Annotated in this window: 15 protein-coding genes; 8 read left to right on the top strand and 7 right to left on the bottom strand. The window is 58.9% G+C overall.

Annotated features, from left to right (window positions below; translation table 11 throughout):
- The first annotated feature begins 106 nt into the window (after positions 1–106).
- From CRI94_RS08165 to CRI94_RS08155, 3 genes are all read left to right on the top strand, one after another.
- A complete protein-coding gene (locus CRI94_RS08165) occupies positions 107–1081 on the top strand; it encodes an ABC transporter ATP-binding protein (RefSeq protein ID WP_098075177.1) in 975 nt (324 codons plus the stop codon).
- Between the two features lie 66 nt (positions 1082–1147).
- Positions 1148–1969, top strand: coding sequence for an ABC transporter permease subunit (locus CRI94_RS08160; RefSeq protein ID WP_098075176.1), 822 nt, complete (start codon positions 1148–1150; stop codon positions 1967–1969).
- Positions 1970–2082: 113 nt separating this feature from the next.
- Positions 2083–3096 carry a hypothetical protein gene (locus tag CRI94_RS08155; protein WP_143815340.1) on the top strand — a complete coding sequence of 338 codons (1014 nt, stop codon included), beginning with the start codon at positions 2083–2085 and terminating at the stop codon, positions 3094–3096.
- A 154-nt stretch (positions 3097–3250) separates the two neighbouring features.
- On the opposite strand, the gene CRI94_RS08150 is transcribed toward CRI94_RS08155, so the two are convergent.
- The gene (locus CRI94_RS08150) at positions 3251–3916 is read right to left on the bottom strand and encodes a hypothetical protein (RefSeq protein ID WP_098075174.1); all 666 of its coding nucleotides are present in this window, start codon (positions 3914–3916) and stop codon (positions 3251–3253) included.
- Positions 3917–4284: 368 nt separating this feature from the next.
- Here CRI94_RS08150 and CRI94_RS08145 point away from each other — a divergent pair, with 368 nt between their 5' ends.
- From CRI94_RS08145 to CRI94_RS08130, 4 genes are all read left to right on the top strand, one after another.
- A complete protein-coding gene (locus tag CRI94_RS08145) occupies positions 4285–5178 on the top strand; it encodes a dimethylarginine dimethylaminohydrolase family protein (protein ID WP_098075173.1) in 894 nt (297 codons plus the stop codon).
- A complete protein-coding gene (locus CRI94_RS08140; protein ID WP_245846124.1) occupies positions 5175–5861 on the top strand; it encodes a TIGR04283 family arsenosugar biosynthesis glycosyltransferase in 687 nt (228 codons plus the stop codon). Before CRI94_RS08145 ends, CRI94_RS08140 begins: the two co-directional genes overlap by 4 nt.
- A 98-nt stretch (positions 5862–5959) precedes the next feature.
- The gene (locus CRI94_RS08135; protein WP_098075172.1) at positions 5960–6397 is read left to right on the top strand and encodes a BlaI/MecI/CopY family transcriptional regulator; all 438 of its coding nucleotides are present in this window, start codon (positions 5960–5962) and stop codon (positions 6395–6397) included.
- The gene (locus tag CRI94_RS08130) at positions 6390–7808 is read left to right on the top strand and encodes a M56 family metallopeptidase (RefSeq protein WP_179862213.1); all 1419 of its coding nucleotides are present in this window, start codon (positions 6390–6392) and stop codon (positions 7806–7808) included. Before CRI94_RS08135 ends, CRI94_RS08130 begins: the two co-directional genes overlap by 8 nt.
- A 144-nt stretch (positions 7809–7952) precedes the next feature.
- On the opposite strand, the gene CRI94_RS08125 is transcribed toward CRI94_RS08130, so the two are convergent.
- Entirely contained in the window at positions 7953–8555 is a 603-nt protein-coding gene (locus CRI94_RS08125; RefSeq protein ID WP_245846123.1) for a hypothetical protein, read from the bottom strand.
- 14 nt (positions 8556–8569) lie between these two features.
- Positions 8570–9169, bottom strand: a complete 600-nt coding sequence (locus tag CRI94_RS08120; RefSeq protein ID WP_098075170.1) for a hypothetical protein — start codon at positions 9167–9169, stop codon at positions 8570–8572.
- A gap of 488 nt (positions 9170–9657) precedes the next feature.
- Here CRI94_RS08120 and CRI94_RS08115 point away from each other — a divergent pair, with 488 nt between their 5' ends.
- Positions 9658–10158, top strand: coding sequence for an HNH endonuclease (locus tag CRI94_RS08115; RefSeq protein ID WP_098075169.1), 501 nt, complete (start codon positions 9658–9660; stop codon positions 10156–10158).
- 236 nt (positions 10159–10394) lie between these two features.
- Here CRI94_RS08115 and CRI94_RS08110 read toward each other — a convergent pair whose 3' ends face one another.
- The 4 genes from CRI94_RS08110 to CRI94_RS08095 form a co-directional block, all read right to left on the bottom strand.
- Positions 10395–10703 carry a PqqD family protein gene (locus tag CRI94_RS08110; RefSeq protein WP_098075168.1) on the bottom strand — a complete coding sequence of 103 codons (309 nt, stop codon included), beginning with the start codon at positions 10701–10703 and terminating at the stop codon, positions 10395–10397.
- 8 nt (positions 10704–10711) lie between these two features.
- Positions 10712–11173 carry a lasso peptide biosynthesis B2 protein gene (locus CRI94_RS08105; RefSeq protein WP_098075167.1) on the bottom strand — a complete coding sequence of 154 codons (462 nt, stop codon included), beginning with the start codon at positions 11171–11173 and terminating at the stop codon, positions 10712–10714.
- Positions 11170–12423: a nucleotidyltransferase domain-containing protein gene (locus CRI94_RS08100; RefSeq protein ID WP_179862212.1), complete on the bottom strand. Its 1254-nt coding sequence runs from the start codon at positions 12421–12423 to the stop codon at positions 11170–11172. The genes CRI94_RS08105 and CRI94_RS08100 overlap by 4 nt, the downstream gene beginning before the upstream one ends.
- Positions 12424–12502: 79 nt before the next feature.
- Complete coding sequence (locus CRI94_RS08095) at positions 12503–14488, bottom strand: ABC transporter ATP-binding protein (RefSeq protein WP_143815339.1); 1986 nt, start codon at positions 14486–14488, stop codon at positions 12503–12505.
- Positions 14489–14566 lie beyond the last annotated feature (78 nt).

The raw sequence follows: 14566 nt of genomic DNA, 5'->3' as shown, positions 1-14566 counted from the left end.
TCCGAGCCGTGGTACCATCGGCCGGCAGGCCGAACTCCGACGGGTACCCCTTGGTTCATCCTGCCGCGCGCTATTTTCCGTCCTCTTACCGTGATATCCCTGACGTATGCAACCTGCCGTCTCTGTTTCTTCGCTGGAGAAAACGTACAGAAGTGGGGTCTTTCGATCACGCGCCGTCCGTGCACTCGACGGTGTGTCGATGACCATTCCACCGGGATCCATTTTCGGACTGCTGGGACCGAACGGAGCTGGCAAGACGACCATGGTAAAGATTCTCCTCGGCGTGGCATACGCGACCGGAGGCGAAGCACGCCTCTTTGGTCACGAACCCGGCGATCCCGTCGCCCGAGAGCGCGTCGGCTACCTCCCGGAAAAGCATGACTTCCCGGACTTCCTCACGGCTCCGCAGATGCTCAATATTTACGGCCAAATGGCCGGCGTACCCGACGAAATTCGGGCCCAGCGTATTCCGGAGTTGCTGGAGCGCGTCGGTCTCGACCACGCGAGCGAACAGAAGCTGAGCGGTTTCTCCAAAGGAATGCTCCAGCGGGCCGGGCTCGCGCAGGCGCTCCTGAATGAGCCAGATCTGCTCATTCTCGACGAACCCACGGACGGTGTCGACCCGGTTGGGCGTCGGGAGATCCGGGACATCCTTCTCGAACTCAAGGAGGAAGGCAAAACCGTCCTTATCAACTCGCACTTGCTGTCGGAGGTCGAAAAGGTCTGCACCGAGGTCGCCATCCTGAACGACGGTCAACTCGTCCGCACGGGAAATATCGACGAGCTCACAGCTGTCGATCGCACCTACACGCTCGTGTGCACAGCCATTCCAAACGGGACACGCGCCGCACTCGGAAATATCGTGCACGTGTCGTCCGTAGCGTCGCAGAACGGCTCGGGCGCGGACGAAGCCTCGCTCCAGCGCTACAGCGTTCACCCGGAGGACCGCGCGGGCCTCAACCATGTGATCGACCGCCTGCGCAATGCCGGCGTGGAGATCGATTCCATTTCTCCGGTTCGCCAGACACTCGAGGACTACTTCGTCGACGTGGTCAAGCCACAACAAACGGTCACAGGCTAACCTGGGCCGTCTAGTCCAAGGCTCCCGCTGTCCCCTTTCGATCCGTTACACTAGTTCCTGCTGCCCGTGCTTCCTTTTCTCGGCATGCTCCAGCTCACCATTCGCGAACTGCGCGCCAAGAAGGTGATCTGGGGACTCTTTCTGATCAGCTCCCTCGTCCTCCTCGTTGTCACCTTTGCCCTCAACCTAGATGTCGTGGACGGCACGCTCGCGAGTGCTCGTCTATTCGGGGCTGAGACGTCCGGGGGCGTCGACCTTCAAAACATCGTCTTCGCGGTCCAGAGCATCGTGGCCGGCACCGCCTACTGGCTCGGCATTCTCCTCGCCCTCTTCGCCTCCGGCCCCATTTTCACGACCCTTCTGACGAAAGGTCACATCGATCTTCTCCTCTCAAAACCGATTAGTCGAACCCGACTGCTAACGGGACACGTCGGCGGCGTATGGCTCGCCATGTTCGGCCTGTGCATTTACCTTCTCGGCGGCATCTGGCTCATCATGTCGATTAAGTCGGAGGTCTGGAATCCACGCTTCCTCTTTTCCATCCTCATCGTTCTCTCGATGTTTGGCGTCATGTACGGCGTGATCGTGGCAATCGGCGCGTTCACGCGGAGTACGGCACTGTCCCTGATCGTCACCTACGGCCTCATCATTACGTCACTCGCTCTTGCAGGCGTGCAGCAAATTACGGAGCAACTGGGAGCGGTCAGCAAAGCCGTCTTTCTTGTCCTCTACCATACGCTTCCCAATTTCGCGGAGGTCACGACCATCGTCTCGAAGCTCTCGCAAGGAGATCCTGTGGCGAACTGGTATCCGTTCATATCTTCGCTGCTGTTTGGGGCCGCGTGCTACCTGATCGGCGGTATTCAATTTAATCGACGGGATTTCTAGAGTTGCTCATCGATCGCGTAACACTCTGACGTCCGGTTACGTGATGCCAGTGAAGAACGGCTCGAACCATGAGCCGCCCGCTCTTATCCTTCGACACGACCTTTTCTCTCCCTATGATCGGCCGCTCTTTATCTAATCTGAGTGCCAAGCTGTTCTTCGTACTCTCGCTTTTTGCCACTCTGCTCGTTGCTGGAGGCTGCAGCAGCGACGAAGCTCCGCCATTGAGCAGCGAGACAGAACAGGCCGCCACGCTCCTGCCTGCCACGAGCGACATGGTCGCTATGATGGACGTCGAACATGTTCGGTCGTATTCTCCGACGGCAGCAGCTCGTTTCAACGACATGCTGGCAGACATGCGGGACTCGCCAAAGGCTCGCGCCCATCTTGATGCGATGAATGTCGACCTGAGCGAGGACGTACAACGAATTTACGTGGGAGGCGTACTCACCGACGATCGCAAAAACCCGATCCTGCTGGTGTACGGTTCGTTCGATCCGGAGGCAATCAACGATCACGTGCAATCGGAGCTGCAAAACGATACCACGAAGGTACGGTCGACCGAGATTGGCGGCCGCACGGCATACGTAACCGACAATGACCGCGGGTCCTACGCAGCGGTCGTGGTAAACGAGTCGCTGATCATGGCCGGAAGCTACGAACAGGTACAAGCCGGTCTGGCCCGACTGGACGATGACAGCGAGGAGAGCCTCGCGGCGTCCGAAGAGAAACTGGCGCTTCTTCGGGAGGCTGCCCGTGGGCAGAGCATGTGGGCTGCGCTCATGTCCGTCCCGGACGATATGAAACAGAGCGGATCCGACAAAATGGACCGGATCGCATCCGTTGCAGAAGCGGGCACGATGTCACTCACGTTTGCTGAAAATGGCAACCTTGATGCACGCGTTCTCGTGCAGGCCGGCGATGCGGAAACCGCCAGCAACATCGCTGATGTTATGCGCGGGCTCCTCGGACTGTCCAAGCGACGCGTGAACGATGAGCCGGACCTGCAGGATGTGCTGCAAAGCGTCGAGATCGAAAGCCGGGACGCAGAGGTGACCATGACCGGCAACGTTCCGGCATCGGTCATTGAGCAGCGCTTCAATCGGAGATCGAAGATGTCCTCGCTCTAACCACCGATACGTTCTTGTGTATTAGCGAGACGCCCTCCCCACTCCAGGGATGGGCGTCTCTTGCATTGTACGCCATCAGCGTTCAGCAAATAAAGCGGCCCACTCCTGTCGGAATGAGCCGCTTTCCATCCTTCTACCTACACCCTCTACGTGTTTATCGAGAGGAGTAAGATAATCGCATGATTCGTTCGATGAGGTTCTGCTCCTTCGTGCGGAAGCCCTCGCGGACCGTTCGGTTGCCGACTTCCACAACCTGAACGTCTTGACCGCGGGTCAGCTTTGCGAAGGCGATCTGGTCACCAAACGGCTTGATCGCGGCCTCGTTGGTCACCATCGCGGTTCCCTTCTCCTGCAAAACAGACTTCACCCACTCATCCTTCGCGCTTAGGTACATGATCGGGATATCTTCCTCGCCCGCGCCCGGCGGACGGTAAATGAAGAAGAGCTCCGTCACAGACTCCTCGAAACCGTCACGGTTGACCTCAAAGCGATAGTCGATAAACACCTTGTTCGCGCTCGCAAGGCCGATTCCTTCCGTGTCGATCAGCATATTCCGGAGGTCTTCAACCGGCATCCTCTCTCGTGCATCAGGCGAGCGTTTCACGACCAGCGAGTCGGAACGGTCGATCACGTTGACTAGCGTGTCAAGCAGAGCCCGGGTGGCTGTTTCAGCCTGAACCGGAGCCACAACCTGCGTGGTCTGGAGCCACCGCTGTGCGTGCGCATCGCGCGGACCAAACGCCAGCGAGACTGCGAGAATGATGAAGCCTACGGACGCCCAGCGCTTCAGGGCGGATAATGGAGAGATGGATCGTTTCATGGGTAAAGGGGGCTTTGGAAAAGGGGCCGACAGCGGCAGCCGGTGTCTCCTGCTTCGGGCCGATGCCTGCCCATCGGGATACGCCGGCTGCGAACCGCCGGAACGCGTCTATCGAAACCGGGAAGAACCCAGAATCGGAGCGTTGTTCAGTTTGTTAGACGCGCTCAGGCGCTTCAAGGTAACACGCAATAGGGAATAATGCTTAGTTCCGTCGATTCGGGTGCAACTCTAATTCCGTGCGTCAATTTATTTTGCACACAAGAATCGCTATGTTCACGGTCGCACAGGTGTGATCTCGCTGCGTCTAACGCATCTTACGCCGTGCGTCACTTTTCCATACGTCCTTTCGGCTATCTACCCGACACTGCATGGTTTACACGTCGCCCGATGCGATCGACTTTACGCTCGACGATTGCCCTCCCCTCTCCCGTCCGCAGCGGGTCGTGCTAACGTCTCCCGACCACTTCGACGTTCAGTACGTCATCAATCCGCACATGAGTGGCAACATCGGCGGGGTGAATCGTGCGGCCGCCCTGCAGCAATGGAAAGCGCTCCGCGCCGCCTACAGCGCCCTTGACATCGAGCCGCTCATCGTTGACGGGCAGTCCGGGTTGCCCGATATGGTCTTCTGTGCGAACCAGACACTGCCGTTTCACAATCCGATGTCGGACACCTCCGGTGTGGTGCTCAGCAACATGCACGCGCCGGAGCGTCAGAACGAGGTGCCGCACTACGAGCAATTCTTCCGCTCCGTCGATTATGAGGTGCTGAATCTGCCCGACGGGCTCGACACCGACTTCGAAGGCATGGGCGACGCCATCTGGCACCCCGGTCGCTTTCTCCTCTGGGGAGGCTACGGCTTTCGAACGGATCGCGATACGTACGAAGCGCTATCCGACCTGCTCGGCGTTCGCGTGCTCGCTCTCGCACTCTCGGATCCCGAGTTCTACCATCTCGACACCTGCTTCTCGGTGCTCGATGAAAACAGTGTCCTGATCTATCCCGGTGCGTTCGACACGGACGGGATCGCTATGATCGAGCAGTTCTTCGACACCGTCGTGGACGCCCCCGAAGGCGAAGCTCGTCATCAGTTTGCGTGTAACGCCCACTGCCCGGACGGCGATCATGTATTCATTCAGGAAGGCTGTACGGTGACCATGAAGCGACTTCGCGAAGCAGGCTTCCGTCCCGTAGAGCTGGACACCAGCGAATTTCTCAAATCGGGCGGCTCGGTCTTTTGCATGAAGCAAATGATCTGGTGACTCTTTCTGTCATCATCCCCACGCTGAACGAAGCCGCCGTCATCGACTCCACGCTTCGCACGCTCCGTCGCTCGGACCTCGTGCACGAAGTGATCGTCGTTGACGGGGGCTCGTCGGATGCAACCACGGAGATTGCAGCCCGACATGCGACGGTCCACCATGGCTCCCGCGGTCGTGCTCGGCAGATGAACGCCGGAGCGGAGGTGGCGACCGGCTCAGCCTACCTCTTCCTCCACGCCGACACCCTGTGCCCGCCGTCGGCGATCACAGCGGCCGTTTCGGCCCTCGAACGTGGTGCCACGAGCGGGACTTTTCAGCTCCAGTTCGACATGCCGTCACCGATGTTGCGATTCTATGCCGCCTGCACGCGCATCCCGTGGATTCGGATCTGCTTCGGGGACCGCGGCCTCTTCTGCACGCGTGACGCATTCGAACAGGTCGCCGGCTTCCCGGACTGGCTCATTTTCGAGGACCTCGAACTCGCCAGGCGACTTCACGAGGCCGGCTCATTCCACTTCCTCGATGAGGTCGTCACGACATCCGCGCGGCGCTTCCGAAGCACAGGCATCGTCCGACAGCAGATGCTGAATCTGCGGCTCTGGCTCCAGTATATCACGGGCACGCATCCCGATACGCTTGCCGACCTCTATGAGTATCCATCTCCCTCTGAGCACGTGGAATAGACCAGAAGGCTGGATTCATGGCCTCCATAGCGGCATTTGACTTTATACTACCTACGTAGTACTATCTAAATAGCAACAGCAGATCAAAGCTCTGAGACATGCGCAAAAAATCGCTTACCTCTCTTGGTGAAACGGAGATGGAAGTCCTCCACCACGTGTGGGACCTGGGTGAGGCGACCGTCGCCGATGTTCGGGAGAGAATCCTGGACGAGCGCGACGTCGCATACACCACGGTCATGACCGTCCTCAAGAAACTGGCCGAGAAAGGCTACCTGGACTACCGAAAGGAGGGCCGGTCGTATGTTTATGCTGCCGCCGTCCCGCAGCGCGAGGTGCAGCATACGCTGCTTCGAAGGCTAATGGAGAAGGTATTCCACGGTTCACCGTCAGCTCTGGTACAGACGCTTATTCAGCGAGAGTCGCTGGAGAGCGATGAACAGGACGCCATTCGCTCCCTTCTGGACCAGCTTGATGACCTTGACGCCGAGCGCGATGCTTCTGACGACGCCAACGACTCCTCCGATGACCATGCCTAATCTACCGATGATTGTGAGTCGGCTTGGGGAATTCGGCCAATCCATCTGGCCGGTATTCTGGTTGCCGGTTCTGCTCTGGACCGTGGCTGCCATACTCACGGAAGGCGTCTTGCGATTGCTGCCGACGCTGCCTGCACTCGTGCGCTACAGGATCCGTCAGACAGTTCTCGCGGCCCTGCCGGCGGGAGTCGTCGGCACATGGCTAATCGAGTCGCCGTTCACGACTGCACCCCTGCCTACCGTCTCGGCGCTTAATCCGGCCCACATCACACTGCCTACCCTGACCGTTTCCCCCGAGGTGTCGGTCGAGTTGTCCGCGTACGCTGTTCTTGGCGTGGTCACGGTCGTCGCCATAGGGGCTGCTCTCATGCAGTTGACTCGACTGGGCATCGAGATGGGCCGGTTATACCGGTTCTCTTGGCACTCGATGCGGGCTCCGCGAAGCGGCCGACTGATGCAGAGACTATCCACTCTAGCACGACAGGCTCGCATTTCCCGGTATGCCATCCCCGTGTACGCCTCGGACGGCGACGTACCGATGCTTCTTCCCGGTCGCCCGCCACGCATCGTCCTCCCCTCGTGGATGCTGGACGGTGAAGTCACGGACCGCCGACTGGACATGGCGTTGACCCACGAGCTCGTTCACCTCGACCGCTACGACGACTATGCCGCTCTGTTCGAGCAGGTCATCGCGGCGATTGCCGCGGGACTGCCGATGGTTCGGTTCCTCGTCCGCCAGATTGAAGTCGATCGTGAGGCGGCCTGTGACGCGCGTGTCCTGGACGTGCTTCGGTGCCGTCGCGGTGCCTACGCCCGTCTACTCACGGATGTCGCCACAAAGTCTCCAAGCGTTCCTGCTGTTGCTCTATCCGAATCTACTTCTTCCCTAGAGCAACGACTTCGAATGATGACTCATCACTCCCTCTTCTCTCCATCGCCTCGTCTTCTACGCACGCTGTCGTTCAGCCTGCTCATCGTGCTCGTCACGAGCATCATCGCCTGTAGTACCGAGTCGTCAGACGGCGAGGTGACGGCGCCGGACGCCAATGACAAAACCGAGCAGCAGGCTCCCCCGACCTCTAGCTCCCCCTCAGACTCTGACGTCTTCGTCAAAGTTGATACTCCACCGAAGCTGCTGGGCGGAATCGCCGCTCTACAAGGAGAAATTAAGTATCCGAAAGAAGCAGCCGAGAAGGGCATCGAGGGGCGCGTCTTCGTGCAATTCGTCGTGACGAAAACCGGTGAGATAAGCGATGCGGAGGTCGTTCGCAGCCTGTCGCCAGAATTAGATGCTCAGGCGATCAAGGCCGTCCGTTCGATGACGTTTGAACCCGGGCGTGACCGTGGCGAAGCGGTACCGGTTAAGATGACGCTACCGATCACATACCGGTTGGACGATGATGCGTCGTAGTGTTCGCCGTCAACCCTGACGCTCGTTCAAGCACGTGCATTTAACGTTAGATGCCCCGCCCCCTCTCATTTGAGGGGCGGGGCATTCTGTTCGCAATACGATGCTTGAGCCGTACTCGTCGGCGTCGATAGCGCGTGCAGATGATCACCGAGCCACCTGTCGCGCGGGGTGGTCCGGATCCGGTTCTTCGACACCTCGCTCCGCTGGATCCCCTTCCTCTTTTAGACTGCGATTCCAGTACCATACGCCTCCACCGAACAACAGGGCTGCCACGAATGCGATGCCTGCGTTCATGGCGGCAATTCGCCACTGCGTGTTAACGATAGATGTGATCACCACCTCCTGGTTCGCGCCGGGGTTGACCCGGACATCAATGGTTTCCTTATCCGCGACGAGCGGAATCAGAGAGTGGGGAAGTGCGAGTTCCTCTTTCGTAATCACACGCCCGTCGTCTAGCGGGACGCGGATTGAGATCCAGTCGTAGGTAACATCGACGCGATTCTCTTCATGCACCTCCAGAACTTCAGCCGTAGCCGGCGTGCCACGTTCAAGCGTCGCTTGGAGGTCGACAGCCGTCTTTGATTGATGAAGGGCGATAACAAAGAAGAAGAGCGGAACGATCCAGGCACCGCGAGCAACGAGGCGAGTCACGGGACGCAAACGGTTTGGCGAGAGGGTATTTGAAACCGTAAACGGAAGCGTGGCGCCAAGGATCTGCCGCTCCCCGATGATTTGGCGTGAAGCCACCGAGTACAGGTGGATCAGTCGCCCGCTTCTGCATGCTCCAACCGGCCGAATTTCAGTTCTCTCACGACATAAATGCCGTTTGGCACGAAGGTCTCCGTGGATGTTAGGTACGGTTTCGCATCCGAGAGCGCAATAGCAAACCTCCGGTTGTCATCCCCACCTTTGACCCGGGAGGCCTTTGTGCGAATGCGAAAACGCATCTTCTCCCCCGCCCTCATCCCTTCGACCTCCTCCGTCATCGGATCATCAGCCCAGACTGCGAGAGCAACGGATGATCCAGACCAAGTGACGTATCCCGCACAGCGGTCTTCGCTTGTAAAAACAGCAATCTGGTCCCCTGGCTCGATCGGTGCACCGTCAACAACGACGCGGGCCGTGTCGGGAAAAATGATGGTCGCGTCGGTGCCTGTGCGTGACGCACAAATTTTTGCATAGGGAGCGACATCCGTACCCTCCGTTGTGTCGACCCATGTACGATCGCCCGCCTGTGCAATCGCAGATCCAGAGGTCATGCCACCGCCAACGAGACTGCTGACAAATAAAATCCCAGCCCAGGCGACCGAGTGCAGACGCCAGTTCAACGGCATGATGGCAAGATGTGACGGAAGAGCCATTGCTCCTAGCAGGGGCGATCAACAAACCGTGGGGGCGTCGCAGATGCACACGACAAACCGACTAAAAGATACAAACCAAAGGACCCCCATCCTTGCTCATCGCTCATTAGACTCATCGTCTTTTGGATGAGCTTCTTGTGGTGGATGGATGAGCGTCCTCAGCAGATAATCTCTGACGTGGCACCCTCTTTGTACTGTTATACAACTGTGATTAAGAGCGCAGGAGGCCTGTGCCACGGAGATTTTGGAAACAAAAGGTGAAAGTTTAGATATGCGAGATAGCTGATGGCAGGCCCATCCGGAATGATCCTTGACGGTTTCCTGCCGCTTTGTACTCGTTGACATCTCACAATCCCCCGATTTCGGGGAGAGGAATTCTCCTTCAGAACAACTAGCCTATGCAACGTTACGCGACCGCGACGCGCCCCGACGCCGTTCCTCCCTCGTTCGAATCGTCGTCCTACGAGGTCGGCAGGGGGTCACCCCGTATGACCGGTCACGTACTCGTTCTCAATCAGGATTACAGTGCGCTGACGGTATGTAGCGTTCAGCGAGCCGTCATCCTTATGCACCTCCAGAAAGTCCACCTTGTGGAGGCCGTACCGGATCAATACATCCGGTCGCCGAACCTTCGCTATCCTTCGCCGAGCATCGTCCGGTTGAAGCAGTACGCGAGTGTGCCGTACAAGCGTGTGATGCTGTCGCGCAAGAATATTATCAAGCGCGACCGTAGTACCTGTCAATATTGCGGCTCTCGGGACGACCTCACGATTGATCACGTCCTGCCGAAATCTCGCGGTGGGCGCGACACGTGGGAGAACCTCGTCACGGCCTGCGTCTCCTGTAATAACGCAAAGGGAGACCGTACGCCGGAAGAGGTCGGCATGGAACTCGATCGAGACCCTTTCCGCCCGAGCTACGTCATGTTCATCCGTGACTTCGTCGGGAGTGTGGACGATACCTGGAAGCCATACCTCTTTCTTTCCTGACCTCACCCACCTCGCTTCGTTCGCTTTCACCACACATTGAAGCCGGTCGGCTGCACATCTTCACGATGGCGGCCGACCGGCTTTTTACGGACATCCGAAGGGTACGAACACCCTCACGGATCCCCGGCGCGCATCACACGCGTCGGGACGGCACACCACGCCAACAGCCGCTCACTGCCTTCGCCCCGCAACACGGAGCGGAAAGAACGGAGCGAAGCGATGTGCACCGCCAGCTCCTAATCCTCGATGACAGAGACAAGTCCGGCCTCAAGCAGATCTCCAGCAAGCGTGACGACGTCCGCTTCGATCCGGTCGCGCGGGACCGGATAATCGCCTGCGATGTCGTCCACAACTTCATGGAGCGTACGTGGCTGCTTCAGTAGCGACCAGACTTGGCTACCGACCTCGTTCAGGCTGTAGTACACGCCGTTGTCGAGGTTGAGGATGACCTGCTCGCCAGCTAGATCAGACGAAACGTGTTGGCTGTCAGCCTTGAGACACGTATTCAGGTTCGGGCTCTGAGTCGTCATGGGGTTCGAAGACATAGGTGGAGTTACACGTAAGGGGAGTGAACGAGAGGAGGAAACGGCTGGAATACGTCCGGCGACCGCCGTCCACCGAGGACAACGTCACCGTCGACTTCGAGCCAGGCATGTGCCCGAAACAACCCATCTTCGCGTACAACGCCAAGAAAAAGGTCCGGCCGGACACCCCGCGGTCGCAACAACCACAGGGCAGCAAGCGCCTGAACGAGACAGGGCCGAGATGGAAACCATCGTTTCGCGACGGCCTGAACGGCCCAGCATACTCGCTGGTGTTGCGCAGTCCACTGCACGTGACCGTCTGGCGGACGTGTCGTACGGAGAAGCCGGCGAAAGGACACGAGTCGTAGCGCCGCCCACGCCGCCGGCACAACCACGAATGCCTCGGCGAGGGCCATTCTCTCTGCCCAGGACCGTCGCCGAAAACGGGAGACCAGTCGACGAAGTCGTGATGTCGAAATAAGTCGTGTCATGAGGCGGCCTCTTCGACGAGTATGGTCGAGGACGATCCCCGAGACTGCTCATTTTCACTGCTGGGGGCGGCCGGCCGGCGGTCGATGGGCTTGTCCACGTATTCATTCCGGATGGTCGTCTCTTCCCCAGAATCTGCCTCTAGCCAATCCGTGATCACACGAAATGGACGGATGACGACGTAGGCCCACGCCAGCCACCCCGGCAGGTCCACAACGGCGCGATCCTTCTTGTTCGGACCGACCATTAGGCCGACGTTGTGCCAGAAGAAGCGTGCGTTGTCCCTGACGCGCGTACGCGTCCCAAGCGTGAACGCGACTTTTCGTGGACTGGCCTCCGGCTCAAGCGGCTGATCCGTCCACAGCCATCCATCTTCAATCTGGCGAATGAGCCGATTGATGCCGCTGTCATCACGCACCGCCTCGATTACCCGCTCCGGTACTGGAGCGTCGAGCCATCGGTAGGCGAGCGCAAGACCAAGATGTAAAATCCGGGTGCAATGATGCTCTTGAGCCAGCCGATTGAGTGCGTCCCAGTCGATATCTGCCGAACGCAGCACCTCCGCGACGTCACATGCCCATTTCAACCCGGCCCAGTGATGCTTCGTGCCATGCGCGCAGAGGTAGAGCAATAGGTCTTCGGTCGAAAGCGCAGCTACGGTTTTGTCTCCGAGTGCGAGGTGTCGCACCCGTCCCCAAACGGATGGCGGATCGAGCGGGATGTTGTAGGTTCGGTTTAAGAGCGCCCAATGAACCTCCACGACCATTCGACGCTCACGCTCCACCATCTCAATCCCGAGTTGACCGCGAATGGCGCTTTCAAGTTCGTCCGGCGTGCGCTCATAGCCCAATTCGTATCCCATTCGGTCGAGCACGTCGAGAGCATCGTGGACCCGTTCTTCCCGCACAACGATGTCCAGGTCGACGAACCTGCGGAATGCGAGATTCCCATAGTACCGATTCGCCAGAACGGGTCCCTTGATCGGCATTGCGTCAATCCCTTCCGCGTCGAAAGCCTCAATCACGCGTATCAACTCCCCCATCGCCTGTACGTTATGCGTCAGCACCGCTTTTCCATACGACCACAACATGTCCCGAACCTGATCCGGGATGTGTCCACCCAGTTCCAGGCGATGAAGATGATGAACGAGCAACGCGGCCACTCCGTGACGTCGGGCGAACCGTGCAAGCCACATCCAATCGAGAGAGGATGACACGATGTCCTGAACCTCTCGCTCAATGTCCGAGGTCATCTGTGTCCGCGTACACAGCTGGATGAGCCGAGCTTCGGGACGAGAAAAAGAATGTGTAATAACAAGTGTCGTCATCACATCACGTAGCTGACGAAAAAGAGCCGTCTACAGTAGGGGATGTGGATGCAGGTTCGGACTCTGAAGCCATCGGATCGGCGTGCATGGTGGACGCGCCGTCTCCCGACGGTTCATGCGTCACCTGATGGCGCGACGTCGCTGTCTGAGCACGCCAGGATTCCGCATAGATACCATCTTGCTCCAACAACTCTTCGTGCGATCCAGACTCGATGACCCGTCCGTTGTCTACGACGTGAATGACATCGGCTTTCATCGCCGTCGTGAAGCGGTGCGTGACGATGATGGCTGTACGATCCTGAACGAGCGTGCAGAATCGGTTGAGCCATTTGGTCTCGGCCCACGAGTCCATGAAGCTTGTCGGCTCGTCAAGCACAACGATGGGCGCTTGGCGGAAGAACGCACGGGCGAGGGTAACGCGTTGCCACTGCCCGCCACTTAGCTCGACCCCACCGCGAAACTGTTTGCCGAGTAGCGTCTGATAGCCCTCGGGCAGTCGCTTGAGAATGTCGTGTGCGCCGCCGGCACGCGCTGCTGCCTCAAGATCCTGTCGATCTGGCTCTTGTCGGACGTCGCCCATCCGGATGTTGTCGACGCCCGTCGCGATGAAGTGAATCGGGTGCTGGAACATCACCGTGATCATCCGGCGCAACGACTCCAGCGACATGTCGCGAAGATCGACTCCATCGACCCGGACGCTCCCCTCCTGCGGATCGTAGAACCGGCAGAGGAGCTTCGTGAGTGTGCTCTTACCAGCGCCATTCGGGCCCACGATAGCCACCGTCTGCCCCGCCTCAATGCGCAGGTCGAAACCGTCGAGCGCATTTTCTTCGCTGGCCGGATAGCGAAAGGTCACGTTCTCGAACGTGATACCCGGACTCGACATCGGTCGACCGTTTGCGGCTGCGGCTCGAGACGGAATGGTGACCGGTTCCTCTGGTTCGGTGACGGTCGGCTCCAGTTCGAGGAACGTAAACAAGTGATGGATGAAGAGCGTGTCGGCGTACAAATTCCCAAGACCGCCCAGCATCGATCGTAGAAGCCCTCTCCCTTCGCTGAATGCGCGGTAGAACAACGCCAGGTCTCCGAGTGTCGCCGTTCCCGAGAGAGCCCGCGCACCCATCCACACCATCACCCCGCCGGTCACAAACAAGCCGAGTGTGGCAGCTCCGAACGAGGCAAGATTCTGCCGCCCGATGAGCCGGATCTTGCTCTCGCGCAGCATTTTTCGGAGCGAGATATACGCTCTCCGAATGGCGGGTGCAAGCTCGAACTGCCTGACCTCAGGTGCAGGTTGCGGATACGTCAGTAGGCGGTCGAAGTACTGCGCCCATCGCCGATCCTCCGTCGTGTCGCTCCACCACTGATGGTAGATCCGCTTGTGGCGCACGACGACCCAGAGTGCAGGCAACGTGCTCAGGAGAAGAGCGATCGGAATCCAGAGGCCGTATGGAATCAGGATGATGGCGACACCGGCCAGCGTGATGCCGTTCTGCACCATCGCACCAATATTCTGCAACAGCGAGAGGGTGCGGCTACTCGCCTCCTCATTAGCCCGCGACATCAGGTCGAAGTAGTCCGGGCTTTCGAAAAAGGCGAGGTCGACGGACCCGGCCTTCTCGTGAACTTTCGCCTTCACAAAATCCGTCAGTGACTCCGACTGAGCGGTCTGGACCCACGTCGTCAATCCCCCCAGCAATTCCTGCAGGAGCATGAGCGCGGCCATCAGCGCTGCCAGCACCACGACCGGCTGCGCGGTTTCCCAGCCGAGCCCCTGCCCGATCGCGGCATCGGCCGCATCAACGACCAGCTTCGTTAGATAGACGGTCGCCGCAGGAATGATACCGCGTAGCACGAGGAGAACCGACCATCCCGCCGTCCATCCTTTGGCGGATGCCCACACGAGACGAAGCGCGTCCGGGACGTACGTTAGACGGCGGAGTCCTTCGCGAATGGAAGCAGATGACAGCGCCATATTATGCAGAAACACGCGGGGCGGTGAATGGGGGATCGGGCGACTCTGAAGACGTGCCCGTCTCTCAGGGCGACCAGACCAGAATCAAACAGA

The sequence above is a fragment of the Longibacter salinarum genome, assembly GCF_002554795.1.
Classification (GTDB): Bacteria; Bacteroidota; Rhodothermia; order Rhodothermales; family Salinibacteraceae; genus Longibacter; species Longibacter salinarum.
This window is presented reverse-complemented; position numbering and strand designations above follow the sequence as displayed.